Origin of the sequence: Mycolicibacterium pulveris (genome assembly GCF_010725725.1) — a bacterium.
Classification (GTDB): Bacteria; Actinomycetota; Actinomycetes; order Mycobacteriales; family Mycobacteriaceae; genus Mycobacterium; species Mycobacterium pulveris.
On record NZ_AP022599.1, the window covers coordinates 3,576,092 to 3,591,903 of the forward strand.

Sequence of the window (15,812 nt, forward strand, 5' to 3'; positions counted from 1 at the left end):
ATTCGGCGGCTCGAGTCTGAACCTGGTGACGGCGGTGTACCCCCCGGTGATCATGGTTGAAACATCGGGAATCTCGGCCGCGGCGCGATCGCAGACGAAAATGGCCGCCACCGGAGGTCAAGCGGTGGCGGCCGACGAGGTGGCCGTCGTGGTCTGAAACCACCCCTGCACCAAGGTAGGTAGTGAGCGCTGCAGATGAATCGGGTGTTTCCCTATGGTTGCGCCGGCTGCTCGGCGCCGCAGCACGGCTGCGACGAGCTCCCACTGAACGTGTCCGAATCGGCCAGCACGGTGTAGACCTCCCACTTCTCCCCAGCCGGGCCGGTCACCCAGGCCTTGTCCTGGGTGGCGAAACAGCATGTGGTGTTGAGCTCCTCGGCGGTGCCCAGGCCCGCGCTGGACAGGCGTGCGATCTCCGCGTGCACCTGCTCGCTGGTCTGCACCTCCACCCCGAGGTGGTTGAGCGTGCCGCCCTGGCCGGGGTTTTGCAGCAGGACCAGCTTGAGCGGCGGGTCGGCGACGGCGAAGTTCGCGTAGCCGTCCTTGACCTTGTTCGGCGCGCTGTTGAACAGCTTCGAGTAGAAGGTGATCGCCTCGTCGAGGTCGTCGACGTTGAGTGCGAGCTGGATGCGGGACATGGGGACCCTCCTGGGTTCTTGACATATATCGAACTACTGACCGCTACAGAATGCTCCTAAAGTTCGATATATGTCAAGAACCTTGGTTACGATGGGCTCCATGCCGAAAGCACTGCCCACGATCGACATGTCTGCGCCCGTGTGTTGCGCCCCCATCGTGGCCGGCCCCGTGACGGATGACGCCGCGCTGGAGGTGGCACTGCGGCTGAAGGCGTTGGCCGACCCCGCCAGGGTCAAGATCATCTCGCTGCTGTTCGGCGCCGCCGACAGTGAGCAGAACAGCGGTGACCTCGCCGCCGCCCTCGGCCTCACCGAGTCCACCGTCAGCCACCACGTCGCCCAACTCCGCAAGGCCGGTCTGGTGGTGTCCGAACGGCGCGGCATGAACGTCTACCACCGAGCGCATCGTGACGCGCTGGCCGCCTTGTGCGGTGTGCTCGACCCGAACTGCTGTGACTGAAAGGCTATAGCACCACGGCGATTTCGTCGCTGAGTCGGTAGCCCGGCGTCAACGGCAGCGAGTCGCCACTCCAAAACGATCCCGGGTCGAACCAGTTGTAATGCTTTTCGGTCGACAACAACCCCATCTCCTCGTAGGTGATGGCGACCGTCTCCGCGCAGTACGCGGTTTCCAACCCGACCTTGAGCTTCTCCTCTTTCTTGCGTCGGCTGGCCTCGCTGACCCTCTGGTGTAGGAAGGGGATACCGCGCGTCAGACTCGACACCGCCAACCGGCCGCGAAACCACCGGCCGGTCAAGCGCGCGGTGCTGGGAAACGGCGTGCCGTCCATCCGCGCCACCACCTGCAACGCGCGATCTTCCTGCTCGCGGGTGGCATGCGGGATCAGCTGTCGCAGCCAGCAGCGCTGGTGATAGTGGTTCACCCAGCGCTCGACCACCTCACCTGCATCGTTGAGCTGCACGCCACGGTGCTTGTCGCCCGTCCACATGTCGGTCAGCTTGTCGCCCAGCTCGGCATGCCAGATCAACGGCGGCAGGTCCTCGATCGCGATCGTCATGCCCACATGGTTGACCGGGCTGTTGGTCAGCGACTGAATCGCGCGGTCGGGCCCGGAACGCCCGCGAAACAGCCACAGATCCCCGGTTCGGGTCACATCGAGCGCCTCTTGCAGCGTCACCTCGGTTGGTCCCACGCTGGCAGCTTAGGCAGACTCTTGCCATGCGCCGGATATGGAAGTGGGTCGGTTTGGCCAGTGTCGCCGGCGTGGTCGCCGGTGGGGTGTTGGTCGCCCGTGATCAGCGCCGGCGAAAGGCCTATACGCCCGAGGAGATCCGCGCCCGATTGCACCAACGGGTGGCGGAAGGCGGCCGGGCGGGCGACGACGGCGACCCGCACGACGGCTAGGACCCCACCGCGTACAACCGGTGCGCGCCGCTGAATCCCTTGAGTTCGGCGTCGCTGCCGTCGTCGAACTCGATGTCGTCGGCGTCGGCGAGGGCGTCGCGCACTACCTCGCTCACCAGGATCTGACCGCCGCGCGCCTCGCCGGCCACCCGCGCCGCCATGGCGACGTTGCGGCCGAACAGGTCGTCGCCGCGGCGCACCGACCTGCCCATGTGGATCCCGATGCGGACGCGAATTCTGTTGGGCTGACGGCGAAGTGAGCGCTGGATGTCGATGCCGCACCGCACCGCCTGCCCGGGTTGGGCGAAGGCCACCATGAAGCCGTCGCCCTGACTCTTCACCACGTGCCCCGAGTGCTTGTGCACGTGCCTGCGCACCATCTTGTCGTGGCGCCCGATGAGCCGGACCCACGCCCGGTCACCGATGCGCTCGTTGAGCGCGGTGGACTCCTCGATATCGGTGAACAGGATGACCACCACGCCGCTGGAGGCGAGCCGGGCCAGGTCGGGACGCTCGACCTCGGCCCAGTCGGCCAGGTCCTCGATGGAGGACCGCACCGCGGCGCCGAGACCGTCCTTGCGCAGGATGTTGGCGGTCTGCCAGACCTGTTTGACCGCCTCACGGCCACCGGACAGCAGCATGTTCCTGGTGTCCACGCGGCGGAGCGCGTCGTCCAGCTCCCGCTGTTGGCGCCGGTTTCGGCGCCACAGCACGACGAGCCCGACGGCCTCCACGGCGGCGAGCGCGCCGAGCACGTAAGCGACGATCTGGGCTGTCATCACCGATCAAGTATTGGATGCTGAACCCGTGACGTCCGCGAAGGCCCCGTATTACGAGAGTCGCTACCTCCGCGCCAACCACCCTGACCTGCCGCAGGCCGTGTGGCTGCGCGAAACACTGCTGTTTCCCACCGCGGCAGAGCCGGTCGCAGATGTGTGGGTGATGGTGTTCGACCCCGACGGCGCGGGCAACCATGCGCTCAAGGAGCCTTACCCCGTCGACATGGCCAGCTACGACGACGCGCCGTGGTCGGCGCGCATCGCATCGACCGTCCTCGACGACCGGTCCGCTTACGGGGTGGTCACCGGCGGCGGCCGTTCGGCGCGTTGGGATCTGCGGATCACCCCCGGCTCCGCGGAGCCGGTCCGGCTGCTCTCGGAGCGGGCCTATGCGGCGCGGTTCCCGACGGCCAAGACGACGGTGCGAGATCCGCTGGCGCGGTTCGACGGCCGACTCGAACTCGACGACGTGCGCGTCGTGCTGGACGGCTGGACCGGCAGCGTCAACCACAACTGGGGCACCAGGCACACCCCGGCCTACGCCTACGGGCAGATCTGCGGGTTCGACAACGCGCCCGATTCGACGCTGGAGATGGTCACGGCACGCGCGGCCGTCGGCCCGCTGCTGACCCCTGCCGTGACGTTGTTCGTGTTCCGCCACGCCGGAGAAGAGTTCGCGGTGCGTTCGATCCTCGGCAGCCTGAACACCCACGGCCGGTATCGGCCGTTCAGGTGGACGTTCGGCGGCAGGGTCGGGGAGCGGATGATCGAGGGCGAGATCGTCGCCGAACCCTCCGATGTCATCGGGCTGACCTATACCGACACCGACGGCCGGTCGAAGTACTGCTACAACTCCGCCCTCGCGACATGCCGAATGCAGGTGGCGGGCAAGGCTTTCGAGCGTGCGGAGTTGGTGGCCCAGCGCCGCGCGATGGTCGAGATCCTCACCGACACCCCGCACGAGGGCGTCGCGCTGCTGGCCTAGTTTCGCGCGCTAGGCCTTGTCGCCGCCCGCTGAGTCGGATCCGTCCTGCCCAGCACCGCCCGCGGTGGTGTCGCCGGCCCCGTCGCCGGCGTCCGGGCCGTCGGAATCGGCATCGTCAGACGGCGTCGTGGTCTCCTCCACGGCCGCGGCGTCGCCCCCGGTCTCCGCATCGTCGTTCTGCTCGACCGATGTGGAGAAGTTCGGCGAGTTCCGCACCAGATTTCGGTCAGGCTTCGGGTCATCGGCGGGTTCATCGGCGTCCTGCGGGTCCTCCACCGCCGGTTCCTGCTCTGGAGACGGGGCATCCTCGTCGAGCGCCGATGACACGGCCGGCTCGCTCTCCGACGGCAGATTCACCACGCGCGCACGCGAATTCAGCGTCGAGTCGGCCGCAGGCCCGGAGAACGTATCGGCCGCGGCAATCTCGGTGTCGTCGGCGGCCTGAGACGCCGGCGCCTCAGACACTCCGAGAGCGGAGCGAATCGCCGCATTGATTTGTTCGGTGGCCGACCACACTCCGTCGCGGAGGGATTCGACCAACGCGCCGGCACCGCCGTAAGGGGCGGGAAGTGCATCGCGCAGCGCGTACACCAGGGGATCGGCCACCCACAGCGGGCCGTCGACGATGTTCTCGATGAGGTCAGCCACCGCTTCGGGGCCAGCGCCTTCGGCGATCGCGGGCAGCAGCGCGACCACGCCCAACGGGGTGCGAACGGCGGCCTCGACGAGCCGCAGTCCGGTGGCGATGGCGCCCGCGAGGACTCGCGTCGACGGGCCGATCGGCCCGGTCACCGGCGTGAACGGAACGGGCCCGGGCCGCTGGTAGGCCAGGATCGTCGCCTCGATGAAGTCTTGGAGCTCGTCGATGGGATCGGTAAGCCCGGCGCTGATCTCTTGGGTGAGCGCCCACAGGAGGTCGTTGCGGAGGCTCTCGATCAGCCCGCCGGTGCCGCCGAGCGGGAAGGGCAGGGCGTCGCGCAGCCCGTAGAGGGCGGGGTCGACCACCCACAGGGGACCGTCGACGATGTTCTCCACCAGAGCAGCGAGCGCCTCGAGGCCGTTACCTTCGAGCACGGCGGGCAGAAGCTCCACGAAGCGCAGCGGGGTGAAGACGGTGGCGCCGAGCCGCAGCCCGGATGCCGCGAAGCCCTGCCCGATGCGCGACAGCCCGTCGATCGGCCCGGTCGTCGGCGTGTACGGCACGGGCCCCGGGCGTTCGAAGGCCTCGATCGTGCCCTCGATGAACGCCAGCAGCGCGGCGGCCGGGTCGAAGCCGTCCAGCAGCGCAAGGTCCGCCGCGAGCGCCTGGCGGGCCTGGGCGGCTTCGACGTGAGCCATCAGGCTCACCTCGTGGGTGTGGCTGGCGTCGGAGATGGGCTCCGGTGGCGGTGCAATCGAGCCCGCGGTGATGACACCGGCTCCGACAATTGCGACGCCCGTCGTCAGGTACGACTTGGCGCTGCTTTTCATTCTCAGATCCTTCCCACTGCTGCGGCTGCTTGCCCCAGCAACTTACACCCTGGTTGATTATGACTGAAGGCCGTGGGGCATATTTCTTCCGATTGCGGCTGCCGGGATGGTCGGCAATTGCAGTCTTACAAGTAGCTCAATTGGCACCTGACTTGCAATCGCCACTGTAAATCACGGCATTTATCAACAAAATCGGCCGATGTCCGATTTGCGAAGCTTCGCGTGCGTCGTCGCTGCCCAGCATCGCCTCGCCGACGGCGCCAAACCGCGCCCACCGGCCAAGTCGCGCGCAATAGCAAACGGAAATGAGTCGCGGACGCAGGTCTGGGCCATGGTTTTCGGTCACCGGCAGACGAACTGCACGACGACGTCGGAGAACGCGTCGTTGTCGTCGCCGGCGGCGGTGTGGCCGGCGTCGGAGAGTTCCACGAATTCCGCGCGCGGCACCTTGTTCAAGAAGTCCGTGACGCCTTCGGGGCTGACCACGTCGGAAAGCTTGCCGCGGATGAGCAGGATCGGGATGGTCAGGTTCATCACGGCCCGGTCGAGTTTCTCCACCCGCACGAACGGATCATCCATCGGCGCTGTCAAGAACGCCGGATCCCAGTGCCAGTACCAGCGGCCGTCACGGAAGCGCAGGTTCTTCTTCAGCCCCTCCGGGTTGCGGGGCCTGGTCCGGTAGGGCAGGTAGGCCGCAACGGCGTCGGCGGCCTCGTCCAGGGTTTCGAAGCCGTCCATGCCGCTGGCCATGAAGTCGCGAATGCGGGCGCTGCCGTCCTTCTCGTAGTGCGGCACGACGTCGACGAGCACGAGTTTGGTCACCTTCTGCGGGCCCGCCGCGTCGGCGACCAGCATCCCCGTCATCCCGCCCATGCTCGCCCCGATCAGGGCCACCGGCCGGCCGATCTGGTCCAGCACGTTCAATGTGTCGGCGCACAGGGCGTCCACCGTGTAGTCGGCGTTGGGGGCGCGGTCGCTGTCGCCGTGGCCGCGGCTGTCCATCGCGACCACGTGCAGACCGTGATCGGCCAGGATCTGGCCGGTGTTCTTCCACGAGAAGCGGTTCTGGCCACCGCCGTGCAGCAGCAGCACCGTGGGCTGGTCGGCCGAGGAGGCCGCGTGGTTCCATTCGTCGGCGACCAGGGTGATGCCATCGCTGCCGCGAAACTGCACGGTGCGCGGCTCACTGTGGGTAGTGCTCACGGACATCCTCTCGGCCGGCTCCGAGCGATCACGTTACCCAGCGCGGATTTGCACCGATCCGCGGCCCGGCCGCCGGCCGCTCCCTAGAATCCGCCGTGTGCGGCCCGAGACCGGTGACGACGCACGCGGCTGCATCATCGAGGCCGCCTACCGTTGCCTGTCCGAGCCGCACAGCGGGGCGATATCAGTGGCGGCGATCCTGGCGCGCGCCGGGGTGTCGACGCGCGCGTTCTACCGCCACTTTCAGTCCAAGGACGAACTGTTCCTCGCGATGCTGCGCCGGGAAACCGACGCGCTGGCCGAACGGCTGGACCGCATCGTGGCGGAAACGCGCGGCGGGCCCATCGCACAGCTCGCGGCGTGGATCGACGGGATGTTCGCGTTGCTCACCGACGAGCAACTGCGCACCCACTTCACGGTCATCGACTCCCACGAGGTCCGCGCGACGCGCGGATACCGTGAGACCCGCGAGAAGGCGCACACCGACCGGGAACGCTCGCTGGTGACGATCCTGCGCCGAGGGCGCGACGACGGGACGTTTCCGCTCGCCGTCCCCGAAGACGACGCGGTCTCGATCAACGCGATCGTCAGCCGGGTGATGATGACCCAGTCGTATCGCGACCGCGAACGGGTCGAACGGTCAAAGGCCCGCGTGCTGGACTTCGCGCTGCGGGCGCTGGGCGCCGAGCGGCCGATGAGTTCTGCGCGTGCCTGCGGTCAACACTGACATGCCGACGATCACACCGTCCCTCTGGTTCGACGACAACCTCGAGGCGGCCGCGCAGTTCTACACCGCGGTCTTTCCGAACTCGACGATCGAGAACGTCAACCGATACACCGAGGCCGGGCCCGGCACGCCGGGTGAGGTGGCTTCGGCCACCTTCGTGCTCGACGGCAACCGGTTCATCGGTATCAACGGCGGCCCGCAGTTCGGCTTCACCGAGGCGGTGTCGTTCGTCGTGGTGTGCCAAGACCAGCAAGAGATCGACTACTACTGGAACCGGTTGACCGAAGGCGGCGAGGAGTCGCAATGCGGCTGGCTCAAGGACCGTTACGGCCTCAGCTGGCAAATTGTTCCGTCGCGCCTCTACGAACTGCTCGACGACCCGGATCCGGCGTGTGCGGCCGCGGCAGCCGCCGCCATGCTGGGCATGCGCAAGATCGTCATCGCCGATTTGGAAGCCGCTGTGCGCGACGGATAGCCTGACGCTCCGTATTTGGCAATACTCAGCCGCGCAGCGGTGGCATGTCGGCCCAACCGCATATTCTCGATATCCGGTTCCCCCACGTCCTCCCCTGTGTACCCTTGCGCCACAGCCAGTCACAGGCGCGGGTTGTTGGTGTCGAGGAAGGTTGGCGACCTATGACAGGTCAGTGCATCGGGACGAGACCTGATTGATGGTCGCCTCCACCGCTATTGCCAAACCCGTTGCCGCCTTCGGCGGCTTCTATTCGATGGCGCTCGACACCTTCGTCTGGATGTTCAAGCCGCCCTTCGCGTGGCGCGAGTTCATCTCCCAGGCGTGGTTTGTCGCCCGCGTGTCGATCGTGCCGACGCTGTTATTGACCATCCCGTATACGGTTCTGCTGACCTTCATCGAAACCATCCTGCTGAACGAGATCGGTGCCGCCGACTTCTCTGGTACCGGCGCGGCGCTCGGCACGGTCCGGCAGATCGGGCCCATCGTGACGGTCTTGGTGGTCGCCGGCGCAGGCGCCACCGCGATGTGCGCGGATCTGGGTGCTCGGACGATTCGTGAGGAGCTCGACGCGCTAAGGGTGATGGGCGTCAATCCCATTCAGGCCCTTGTGGTTCCGCGGGTGCTGGCGGCCACCGTAGTGTCGCTGGCGTTGTCTGCCACCGTGATTCTCGTCGGCCTGTCGGGCGCTTACTTTTTCGTCGTCTACATTCAGAACGTCTCGCCGGGTGCCTTCGCGGCCGGCCTGACGCTGATCATCGGGGCCGCCGATGTGACGATCGCGTTGGTGAAGGCCGCGTTGTTCGGGCTTTCCGCCGGCCTGATCGCCTGTTACAAGGGTATCTCTGTGCGTGGGGGGCCCGCCGGTGTCGGTAACGCGGTGAACGAAACCGTGGTGTTCACCTTCATGGCGCTGTTCGCGATCAACATCGTCGCAACGGCCGTAGCGATCAAGATCACGCTATGACGGTATCGCGGCCCCATTCCCAGTTCCCTTGGCTGAAGGCCCGGTTCCGAACTGTCGCCGACCCCTGGAACCGCATCGGCGCGCAAACCAAGTTCTACGGGCGCACCCTGCGCAACATGCATTACGTCTTGATCCATTACCGGGTCGAGTTGGTTCGGATCATCGCGCAGATGGGTCTCGGCGCGGGAGCGCTCATCATCATCGGAGGCACCGTCGCGATCGTCGGCTTCTTGACCGTGACCACCGGTGCGCTGGTGGCGGTGCAGGGCTACAGCGACTTCTCCGAACTCGGTGTGGAGGCCTTGACGGGATTCGTGTCGGCCTACTTCAATGTGCGCCTGATCGCACCGGCCACGACGGCGATCGCGCTGTCGGCCACCATCGGCGCGGGAGCCACCGCCCAACTCGGCGCCATGCGCATCAACGAGGAGATCGACGCGCTCGAGGTGATGGGCATACGCAGCATAGCGTTCCTCGCGTCCACCCGGGTCATTGCCGGCTTCCTCGTGGTGATCCCGCTGTACTGCGTGGGTGTGCTGATGGCGTTCTGGGCGGCACGCTTCGGAACCACCGTTCTCTACGGTCAGTCGACGGGTGTCTACGACCACTACTTCCGAACGTTCCTCAACCCGACCGACTTGATGTGGTCGTTCGGCCAATGCATCGCGCTGTCGGTGGTGATCATGCTCGTGCACACCTTTTACGGGTTCACCGCACGAGGCGGCCCGGCGGGGGTGGGGGAGGCCGTCGGCCGCGCGGTGCGCACATCGCTGATCGTCTCGGCATTCGTTCTGGTGATGCTCTCGCTTGCGGTGTATGGCCAATCCGGCAACTTCAACCTGGCCGGGTGACGATGGAGGAAAGAGACGAAGGCCTGCACCCAGCGTGGTGGACGTTGTTCTTGGTCGTGCTCATCGCGGTCGCCCTCTGGGCGACGTATGTGCTATTCCTCGGCACCTACAAATCGACCGAGACCGTCACGTTGACCTCCGACCGGTCGGGCCTGGTGATGGACCCGAACGCGAAGGTCAAGCTGCGCGGAGTCCAGGTGGGGCGGGTGTCCGCAATCCAGGGCGGCAGCGCGCCGGTGGCGTTGAAGCTGGAGATCGACAAAGACAAGATCGAGTACATCCCATCGAACATCGAGGCGCAGATCAGGGCGACGACCGTGTTCGGCGCCAAGTTCGTCGACCTGATCTATCCGAGCGACCCCAGTTCACAGCGACTCGCCGCCGGTCAGGTGATCCAGTCGCGCAATGTCACCGTCGAAGCCAACACGGTGTTTCAGAACGTGGTCGACGTGCTCGAGAACATCGACCCGGCCAAGCTCAACAGCACCTTGTCCGCGCTCGCCGAGGGTGTCCGAGGGCAGGGCGAGCTGATCGGAGAGGCCACTACCGCCGCGAATCAGGTTCTGCTCGAAGTCAATCCGCGCCACGAGACGATCACCGAGGACCTGCGTGCGCTGCGCGATTTCAACGACACGTACAGCGCTGCGGCACAGGACATCCTGACCACCCTCGATGCGCTCAGCACCACGAGCACCACGATCGCCGGTCAGGCCAGCCAATTGGATGCGCTGCTGCTGGCCACCATCGGACTCTCCAACAGCGGGATCAACCTGCTGGCACCGAACCAGGCGAACCTGATCAAGTCCATCAACGTGCTCGAGCCGACGACCAACCTGCTGCACAAGTACAGCCCCGAGTACACGTGTTTGCTGACCGGCGCCAAGCACCTGCTGGACCACGGTGGGTACGAAGCGCCGGGCGGTAACGGCCGGACGCTGGTGTTGGACGTGGCACTGGGCGTCGGCGACGACTCGTACCGGTACCCCAATCACCTGCCGATCATCGGCGCCAAGGGCGGGCCGGGGGGCAAACCCAGTTGCGGCTCGCTACCCGTCGTCGCGAAGAACTGGCCGGTGCGCAATCTCGTCACGAACACCGGATTCGGGACCGGACTCGACTGGCGGCCCAACCCGGGCATCGGCTTCCCGGGGTACGCCAACTACCTGCCGACCACCCGGGCTGTGCCCGAACCGCCGAGCGTCCGCAACCTCTTCGGCGGACCCGCGATCGGGCCGATCCCGTACCCGGGGGCTCCGGCTTACGGTGCGGACCTGTACGCAGACGACGGCACCCCGCTGTGGCCGGGCCTGCCGGCCGCACCGCCGCCGATGGCGCCGCGGGACCCGGGCCCGACGCCGGGTTCGGAGCCGTTCATCGTCCATTCGCCTGCGCAGATGCAGCCCACGCCCCTACGACCGACACCCCTGCCGACCCCGGCGCGACCCGGCCCGCCGTTCGGATGAGGTACGACGCCATGAGAGGTGACACGCCATGTCCAGCATGAACGCCAGGGTTCGACGAGACGCGGTGCGTCTCGCCGCGTTCCTGGCTGTGTGCCTGCTCGGCGTGTTCGGACTGTTCGCGGTCTTCGGCGAGATGCGTTTCGGGGAAGCCGCCAACAGTTATGTCGCGGAGTTCACCAACGTCACCGGTCTGGAGAACGGCGACTTCGTCCGCATCGCCGGCGTCGAGGTCGGCAGTGTCAAAAGCGTTGCCATCCAACCCGATACGACCGCCCGGGTTGAGTTCACCGCGGACGAGTCGGTGGTGCTGACCGAGGGCAGCAGGGCCGTCATCCGATACGACGACCTCATCGGCGGCCGCTACCTGGCACTCGAGGAAGGCGCAGGCGGAACCAAGAGGCTCGAGCCCGGCGGCACGATTCCCTTCGCCCGCACGTCTCCTGCGCTCGACCTCGACGCGCTGATCGGCGGCTTCCGGCCGCTGTTCCGGGCGCTGGATCCCGATCAGGTCAACGCGCTGTCGGGTCAGCTGATCCAGGCCCTGCAGGGCCAGGGCGCGACGATCAACTCGTTCCTCGCCCAGACCGCCGCGCTGACAACGACTCTGGCCGACCGTGACCGACTGATCGGGGATGTCATCGTCAACCTCAACGTGGTGCTGGGCTCCCTCGGCGACCAGAACGAGCAGTTCGCCAAGGCAGTCGACGCGCTCAACGAACTGGTGGCAACGCTGGCTGAGCGCCGAGAGGACATCAGCAACGGGCTGGCGTACACCAACGAAGCGGCCGGAACGGTCGCCGATCTGTTGGATCAGGCTCGTCCACCGTTCAGCAAGACGGTCCAGGAGACCGACCGCACCGCCGGAATCGTGGTGGCTGACCACGAGTACTTCGACAACCTGCTGAACACTCTGCCGGAGGCCCATCAAGCGCTCGCGCGACAGGGACTCTACGGCGACTTCTTCAACTTCTATCTCTGTGACATCGTGCTCAAGCTCAACGGCAAGGGCGGCCAACCGGTCTATGTAAAAGTCGCCGGGCAGTCCACCGGGAGGTGTGCGCCGAGGTGAGGTCCTTCTCTGAACGGAATCAGACCGTCATCGGTGCCGTAGGGCTGGCGTTGACGGTCGGCATCGTGCTCGGGTCGTTGAACTACGACCGACTGCCGTTCCTGCAGGGCACCGAGTACTCGGCCTACTTCGCCGAGGTGGGCGGGCTGCAAGCCGGTAAGGCCGTACGTGTTTCGGGATTCGAGGTCGGCCAGGTCAAGTCCATCGAATTGGACGGGCCGCGCGCCCTGGTGACGTTCACCGTCGACAGCGACATCCGGCTGGGCGATCGCACCGAAGCGGCGATCAAGACCGAGGGCCTGCTGGGCACCAAGATCCTGGAGGTCACCTCCCGCGGTGACGGCCGGCAAGAGGGCACGATTCCGCTCGATCGCACGACGTCGCCCTACGAACTTCCCGATGCGCTGGGAGAACTGGCCGCGACGATCAGTGGCCTGAACACCGACCAGTTGTCGGATTCGTTGAGGGTGCTGTCGGAGACATTCTCCGACACGCCGCCGGAACTGAAGATCGCGATCGAAGGGGTGGCGCGGTTCTCCGACACGCTGAACGAACGTGATGCGCAGCTGCGAGGTCTGCTCGGCAACGCCAACAAGGCCACCACGGTGCTGGCCGAACGCAGCAACCAGATCGTGAGCCTGGTCAACAACACCAACGCGCTGCTGGCCGAGCTGGAAAACCAAAGCGCCGCACTGGATGAGGTCTCCGGCAACATTTCGGCGCTCAGCGCGCAGTTGCAGGGTTTCATCGGCGAGAACCGCGAAACCCTGCGACCCGCCCTGGACAAGCTCAACGGCGTGCTGACGATCATCGACAACCGCAAGGAACGCCTGCAGAAGTCGCTCGAGTTGGTGACCGACTACGTCATGTCACTGGGCGAATCGGTGGCGAGCGGGCCGTTCTTCAAGAACTACGTCGCCAACCTGCTGCCGGGCCAGTTCCTGCAGCCGTTCATCGACGCGGCGTTCTCCGATCTCGGCCTGGATCCCAACGTGAAACTGCCATCCGAACTCAGCGACCCGCAGGTCGGTCAGCCGGGGACACCGGCGCTGCCGGTGCCGTTCCCGCGCACAGGTCAAGGCGGAGAGCCGCGGCTGACCGTGCCCGACGCCATCACCGGTAATCCCGAAGACCGGGCGTGCGGGCTACCCGGTCTGCCGTTGCCCGGGCCCGGTTGCTATCCGTACCGCGAGCCGCCCCCGGCGCCGGCCCCCGGCGGGCCGCCGCCGGGGCCGCCGGCCGAGGCGCCGGCCGGGATGCAGTCGACCCCGGATCCGACACCATCGCCGGTGGCGGTGCCGGGTCCCGGTGCCGTGGCCCACCTTGCACCCGCGGAGGCCGGACGATGACGCGCTCCGCCCGGAACCTGTTGGCCGTCGCGCTGGTCGTGATACTGGCGGGCGGTGCAATCGTGGTGTTCCGCAACGTCGAACGGATCAACCGCACACACGTCGTCGCCTACTTCGACAACGCCAACGGCATCTACCCCGGCGATGACGTCACGATCGTCGGCGTGCCCGTGGGCAGGATCGAATCGATCGAACCGCAGCCCGAGCGAGTCAAGATCTCGTTCTGGTACGACAGCAAGTACAAGGTGCCGGCCGATGCGAAGGCGGCGATCCTGTCGCCGACGCTGGTGACCGCGCGCGCCATTCAGCTGACCCCGCCCTACACCGGCGGACCGGTGATGGGCGACGACACGGTCATCCCGCAGGAGCGCACCGCCGTTCCGGTGGAGTGGGACGAGGTCCGGCAGCAGTTGGAGAGGCTCGCCGAGACCCTGCAGCCCACCGAGCCGGGAGACGTGAGCCCGTTGGGGTCGGTCATCAACACCACTGCCGACAACCTGCGTGGTGAAGGCGCCAACATCAGGGATACCGTTATCAAGCTGTCGCAAGCGGTGACAGCCCTGGGCGATCACAGCACCGACATTTTCTCCACGGTCAAGAATCTCGCGACCCTGGTTTCGGCGCTGCAGGACAGCACCGACGTGATGCGCCAGCTCAACCAGAACCTCGCGAGCGTGACCGGACTGCTCGCCAACGATCCCAACGAAGTCGCCGACGCGCTGCGCGACCTCAACAACGTGGTCGGAGAAGTCCAGACATTCGTCGCCGACAACCGCGAAGCGCTTGGCACCACGTCGGACAAGTTGGCCGGGGTCACCCAGGCGCTGACCGACAGCCTCGCCGACGTCAAGCAGTTCCTGCACGTGGCGCCCAACACGCTGCAAAACTACGTCAACACCTGGCAACCCGCCCAAGGTGCGGTGAGCAGCCTGCCGATGCTCAACAACTTCGCCAACCCGATCTCGTTCCTGTGCGGCGCAATTCAGGCGGCGTCCCGGCTGGGCGCCGAGCAGTCGGCCAAGCTGTGCGTGCAGTATCTGGCGCCGATCGTGAAGAACCGCCAGTACAACTTCCTGCCCATCATGCAGAACGTCTTCTCCGGTGCCACGACACGACCGAACGAGCTGACCTACAGCGAGGACTGGCTGCGGCCCGATTACATTCCGCCGCAACCTGTTCCGGCCGCTGCACCGCCGCAGGCCTCAGGTTTAGCGGCACCGCCGCCGGCCGCAGGCCCACCGCTGCCGGCGGAGGCGCCGATCACCCCGAATCCGGCCGACGGTCTGCACGGGCTGATGGTGCCTCAGGGAGTCGGACCATGATGCGGCGCAGGATCTTTCGTAGGGCAGCGGTCGTGCTCGTGGCGGCCGGGCTGTTGTCCGGTTGCTCCGACTGGCAGGGCTTGAATTCGCTTCCGTTGCCGGGCGTCAAGGGCACCGGGCCGGGTGCGTTCACGATCCAGGCTCAGATGCCCGACGTGGACAACATCGAGCCGAACTCCCGTGTCCGCGTCGGGGATGTGAACGTCGGCACCGTGCGGAAGATCGAACGCCAGGGCTGGCATGCGCTGGTGACGATGGAACTCAACGGTGACGTCGAGCTGCCCGCGAATGCGACGGCCAGCCTCGGGTTGACCAGCCTGTTGGGTTCTCTGCACATCGAATTGGCGCCGCCGACCGATGTTCCGCCGGTCGGCAAGCTGAAAGAGGGCTCGCTGATCCCCTTGGAGTCCTCGAGCGCGTACCCGAGTACCGAGCAGGCGCTGGCCGCCGTCGCGCTGCTGCTCAACGGGGGCGGGATCGCCAACATCCACGACATCACCGAGGCCCTGAGCGTCGCGTTCACCGGCCGCGAGAACGACCTGCGCAGCCTCATCGAGCAGCTCGACATCGCGATCGGCCACCTCGATGACCAGAAGCAGGACATCATCGACGCCACCGAGAGCCTGAACAATCTGATGGGTCAGATCGCCGAGCAGAAGCCGGTGGTGGACAAGGCCCTTCGGACCGTTCCCGATGCTCTGGCCGTGCTCAGGGATCAGCGGCAGAACCTGGCCGAGGTGCTGACCCAGCTCGGCCGGTTCAGCGCGCTGGCCGCCGACTCGGTCAACCAAACCAAAGAGGCTCTGGTGCAAGAGCTCAAGGACCTCGGCGTGGTGCTGGAGGAACTGGCCGACGCCGGTCCCGCGCTGACCCGTGCGCTGAGCTTCCTACCAACCTTCCCGTTCCCCAAGGAGACATTGCTCAATTGGATGCGCGGCGACTACGCGAACCTGACGTTGGTCGTCGACCTGACGTTGAGCAGAATCGATTCGGCGATCTTCACCGGAACGCGGTTCGAGTGCAACCTGACCTGGTTGGAGCTGCAATGGGGACGGACCGTCGGCCAGTTCCCCAGCCCGTGCAACCACAACGTGCCGCCACCAGGCGGCAACCCGTTGGTCGCTCCGTACCGCTGGGATCAGGGGCCGTAG

18 protein-coding genes are annotated in these 15,812 nt (G+C 66.4%); 13 read left to right on the forward strand and 5 right to left on the reverse strand.

Features of this window, described 5'->3' with window-relative positions; all coding sequences use genetic code 11:
* The first annotated feature begins 25 nt into the window (after positions 1 to 25).
* Positions 26 to 157: a hypothetical protein gene (locus G6N28_RS27315; RefSeq protein ID WP_264072871.1), complete on the forward strand. Its 132-nt coding sequence runs from the start codon at positions 26 to 28 to the stop codon at positions 155 to 157.
* Positions 158 to 212: 55 nt separating this feature from the next.
* Here the strand turns inward: G6N28_RS27315 and G6N28_RS17340 are convergent, their stop codons facing one another.
* The gene (locus tag G6N28_RS17340; RefSeq protein ID WP_163902349.1) at positions 213 to 638 is read right to left on the reverse strand and encodes an ArsI/CadI family heavy metal resistance metalloenzyme; all 426 of its coding nucleotides are present in this window, start codon (positions 636 to 638) and stop codon (positions 213 to 215) included.
* 100 nt (positions 639 to 738) lie between these two features.
* Here G6N28_RS17340 and G6N28_RS17345 point away from each other — a divergent pair, with 100 nt between their 5' ends.
* Entirely contained in the window at positions 739 to 1,098 is a 360-nt protein-coding gene (locus G6N28_RS17345; RefSeq protein WP_163902351.1) for an Rv2640c family ArsR-like transcriptional regulator, read from the forward strand.
* Between the two features lie 4 nt (positions 1,099 to 1,102).
* On the opposite strand, the gene G6N28_RS17350 is transcribed toward G6N28_RS17345, so the two are convergent.
* Positions 1,103 to 1,777, reverse strand: a complete 675-nt coding sequence (locus G6N28_RS17350) for a guanylate cyclase (protein WP_163906348.1) — start codon at positions 1,775 to 1,777, stop codon at positions 1,103 to 1,105.
* Between the two features lie 41 nt (positions 1,778 to 1,818).
* On the opposite strand from G6N28_RS17350, the gene G6N28_RS17355 reads away from it, so the two are divergent.
* The gene (locus G6N28_RS17355; protein ID WP_163902353.1) at positions 1,819 to 2,004 is read left to right on the forward strand and encodes a hypothetical protein; all 186 of its coding nucleotides are present in this window, start codon (positions 1,819 to 1,821) and stop codon (positions 2,002 to 2,004) included.
* On the opposite strand, the gene G6N28_RS17360 is transcribed toward G6N28_RS17355, so the two are convergent.
* Entirely contained in the window at positions 2,001 to 2,783 is a 783-nt protein-coding gene (locus G6N28_RS17360) for an adenylate/guanylate cyclase domain-containing protein (protein ID WP_163902355.1), read from the reverse strand. The genes G6N28_RS17355 and G6N28_RS17360 overlap by 4 nt on opposite strands.
* A gap of 28 nt (positions 2,784 to 2,811) precedes the next feature.
* Here G6N28_RS17360 and G6N28_RS17365 point away from each other — a divergent pair, with 28 nt between their 5' ends.
* Positions 2,812 to 3,768: a hypothetical protein gene (locus G6N28_RS17365; protein WP_179962101.1), complete on the forward strand. Its 957-nt coding sequence runs from the start codon at positions 2,812 to 2,814 to the stop codon at positions 3,766 to 3,768.
* A 9-nt stretch (positions 3,769 to 3,777) separates the two neighbouring features.
* Here the strand turns inward: G6N28_RS17365 and G6N28_RS17370 are convergent, their stop codons facing one another.
* Both G6N28_RS17370 and G6N28_RS17375 read right to left on the reverse strand, forming a co-directional pair.
* Entirely contained in the window at positions 3,778 to 5,238 is a 1,461-nt protein-coding gene (locus G6N28_RS17370) for an ICP22 family protein (protein WP_163902360.1), read from the reverse strand.
* Positions 5,239 to 5,580: 342 nt separating this feature from the next.
* Positions 5,581 to 6,441, reverse strand: a complete 861-nt coding sequence (locus G6N28_RS17375) for an alpha/beta fold hydrolase (RefSeq protein ID WP_163902362.1) — start codon at positions 6,439 to 6,441, stop codon at positions 5,581 to 5,583.
* Positions 6,442 to 6,538: 97 nt separating this feature from the next.
* Here G6N28_RS17375 and G6N28_RS17380 point away from each other — a divergent pair, with 97 nt between their 5' ends.
* From G6N28_RS17380 to G6N28_RS17420, 9 genes are all read left to right on the forward strand, one after another.
* Positions 6,539 to 7,168 carry a TetR/AcrR family transcriptional regulator gene (locus tag G6N28_RS17380; RefSeq protein ID WP_235674613.1) on the forward strand — a complete coding sequence of 210 codons (630 nt, stop codon included), beginning with the start codon at positions 6,539 to 6,541 and terminating at the stop codon, positions 7,166 to 7,168.
* A 1-nt stretch (position 7,169) separates the two neighbouring features.
* Complete coding sequence (locus G6N28_RS17385; protein ID WP_163902364.1) at positions 7,170 to 7,643, forward strand: VOC family protein; 474 nt, start codon at positions 7,170 to 7,172, stop codon at positions 7,641 to 7,643.
* 196 nt (positions 7,644 to 7,839) lie between these two features.
* A complete protein-coding gene (locus tag G6N28_RS17390) occupies positions 7,840 to 8,607 on the forward strand; it encodes an MlaE family ABC transporter permease (protein WP_163902366.1) in 768 nt (255 codons plus the stop codon).
* Positions 8,604 to 9,458: an ABC transporter permease gene (locus G6N28_RS17395; RefSeq protein ID WP_163902368.1), complete on the forward strand. Its 855-nt coding sequence runs from the start codon at positions 8,604 to 8,606 to the stop codon at positions 9,456 to 9,458. Before G6N28_RS17390 ends, G6N28_RS17395 begins: the two co-directional genes overlap by 4 nt.
* Before the next feature lie 2 nt (positions 9,459 to 9,460).
* Positions 9,461 to 10,921, forward strand: a complete 1,461-nt coding sequence (locus G6N28_RS17400) for an MCE family protein (protein ID WP_163906352.1) — start codon at positions 9,461 to 9,463, stop codon at positions 10,919 to 10,921.
* Between the two features lie 37 nt (positions 10,922 to 10,958).
* Positions 10,959 to 11,990: a virulence factor Mce family protein gene (locus G6N28_RS17405; protein WP_163906354.1), complete on the forward strand. Its 1,032-nt coding sequence runs from the start codon at positions 10,959 to 10,961 to the stop codon at positions 11,988 to 11,990.
* The gene (locus tag G6N28_RS17410) at positions 11,987 to 13,339 is read left to right on the forward strand and encodes an MCE family protein (RefSeq protein WP_163902370.1); all 1,353 of its coding nucleotides are present in this window, start codon (positions 11,987 to 11,989) and stop codon (positions 13,337 to 13,339) included. Before G6N28_RS17405 ends, G6N28_RS17410 begins: the two co-directional genes overlap by 4 nt.
* Positions 13,336 to 14,661 carry a virulence factor Mce family protein gene (locus G6N28_RS17415; protein WP_163902372.1) on the forward strand — a complete coding sequence of 442 codons (1,326 nt, stop codon included), beginning with the start codon at positions 13,336 to 13,338 and terminating at the stop codon, positions 14,659 to 14,661. The genes G6N28_RS17410 and G6N28_RS17415 overlap by 4 nt, the downstream gene beginning before the upstream one ends.
* Positions 14,661 to 15,812, forward strand: coding sequence for an MCE family protein (locus tag G6N28_RS17420; RefSeq protein WP_163906356.1), 1,152 nt, complete (start codon positions 14,661 to 14,663; stop codon positions 15,810 to 15,812). The genes G6N28_RS17415 and G6N28_RS17420 overlap by 1 nt, the downstream gene beginning before the upstream one ends.

What these genes read in the sequence shown, in the direction of transcription:
- G6N28_RS17390 (WP_163902366.1), top strand. Translation starts at nt 7,840, where the DNA reads ATGGTCGCCTCCACCGCTATTGCCAAACCCGTTGCCGCCTTCGGCGGC.
- G6N28_RS17345 (WP_163902351.1), top strand. Translation starts at nt 739, where the DNA reads ATGCCGAAAGCACTGCCCACGATCGACATGTCTGCGCCCGTGTGTTGC.
- G6N28_RS17400 (WP_163906352.1), top strand. Translation starts at nt 9,461, where the DNA reads ATGGAGGAAAGAGACGAAGGCCTGCACCCAGCGTGGTGGACGTTGTTC.
- G6N28_RS17405 (WP_163906354.1), top strand. Translation starts at nt 10,959, where the DNA reads ATGAACGCCAGGGTTCGACGAGACGCGGTGCGTCTCGCCGCGTTCCTG.
- G6N28_RS17340 (WP_163902349.1), bottom strand. Translation starts at nt 638, where the DNA reads ATGTCCCGCATCCAGCTCGCACTCAACGTCGACGACCTCGACGAGGCG.
- G6N28_RS17355 (WP_163902353.1), top strand. Translation starts at nt 1,819, where the DNA reads ATGCGCCGGATATGGAAGTGGGTCGGTTTGGCCAGTGTCGCCGGCGTG.
- G6N28_RS17360 (WP_163902355.1), bottom strand. Translation starts at nt 2,783, where the DNA reads ATGACAGCCCAGATCGTCGCTTACGTGCTCGGCGCGCTCGCCGCCGTG.
- G6N28_RS17395 (WP_163902368.1), top strand. Translation starts at nt 8,604, where the DNA reads ATGACGGTATCGCGGCCCCATTCCCAGTTCCCTTGGCTGAAGGCCCGG.
- G6N28_RS17385 (WP_163902364.1), top strand. Translation starts at nt 7,170, where the DNA reads ATGCCGACGATCACACCGTCCCTCTGGTTCGACGACAACCTCGAGGCG.
- G6N28_RS17415 (WP_163902372.1), top strand. Translation starts at nt 13,336, where the DNA reads ATGACGCGCTCCGCCCGGAACCTGTTGGCCGTCGCGCTGGTCGTGATA.
- G6N28_RS17420 (WP_163906356.1), top strand. Translation starts at nt 14,661, where the DNA reads ATGCGGCGCAGGATCTTTCGTAGGGCAGCGGTCGTGCTCGTGGCGGCC.
- G6N28_RS17370 (WP_163902360.1), bottom strand. Translation starts at nt 5,238, where the DNA reads ATGAAAAGCAGCGCCAAGTCGTACCTGACGACGGGCGTCGCAATTGTC.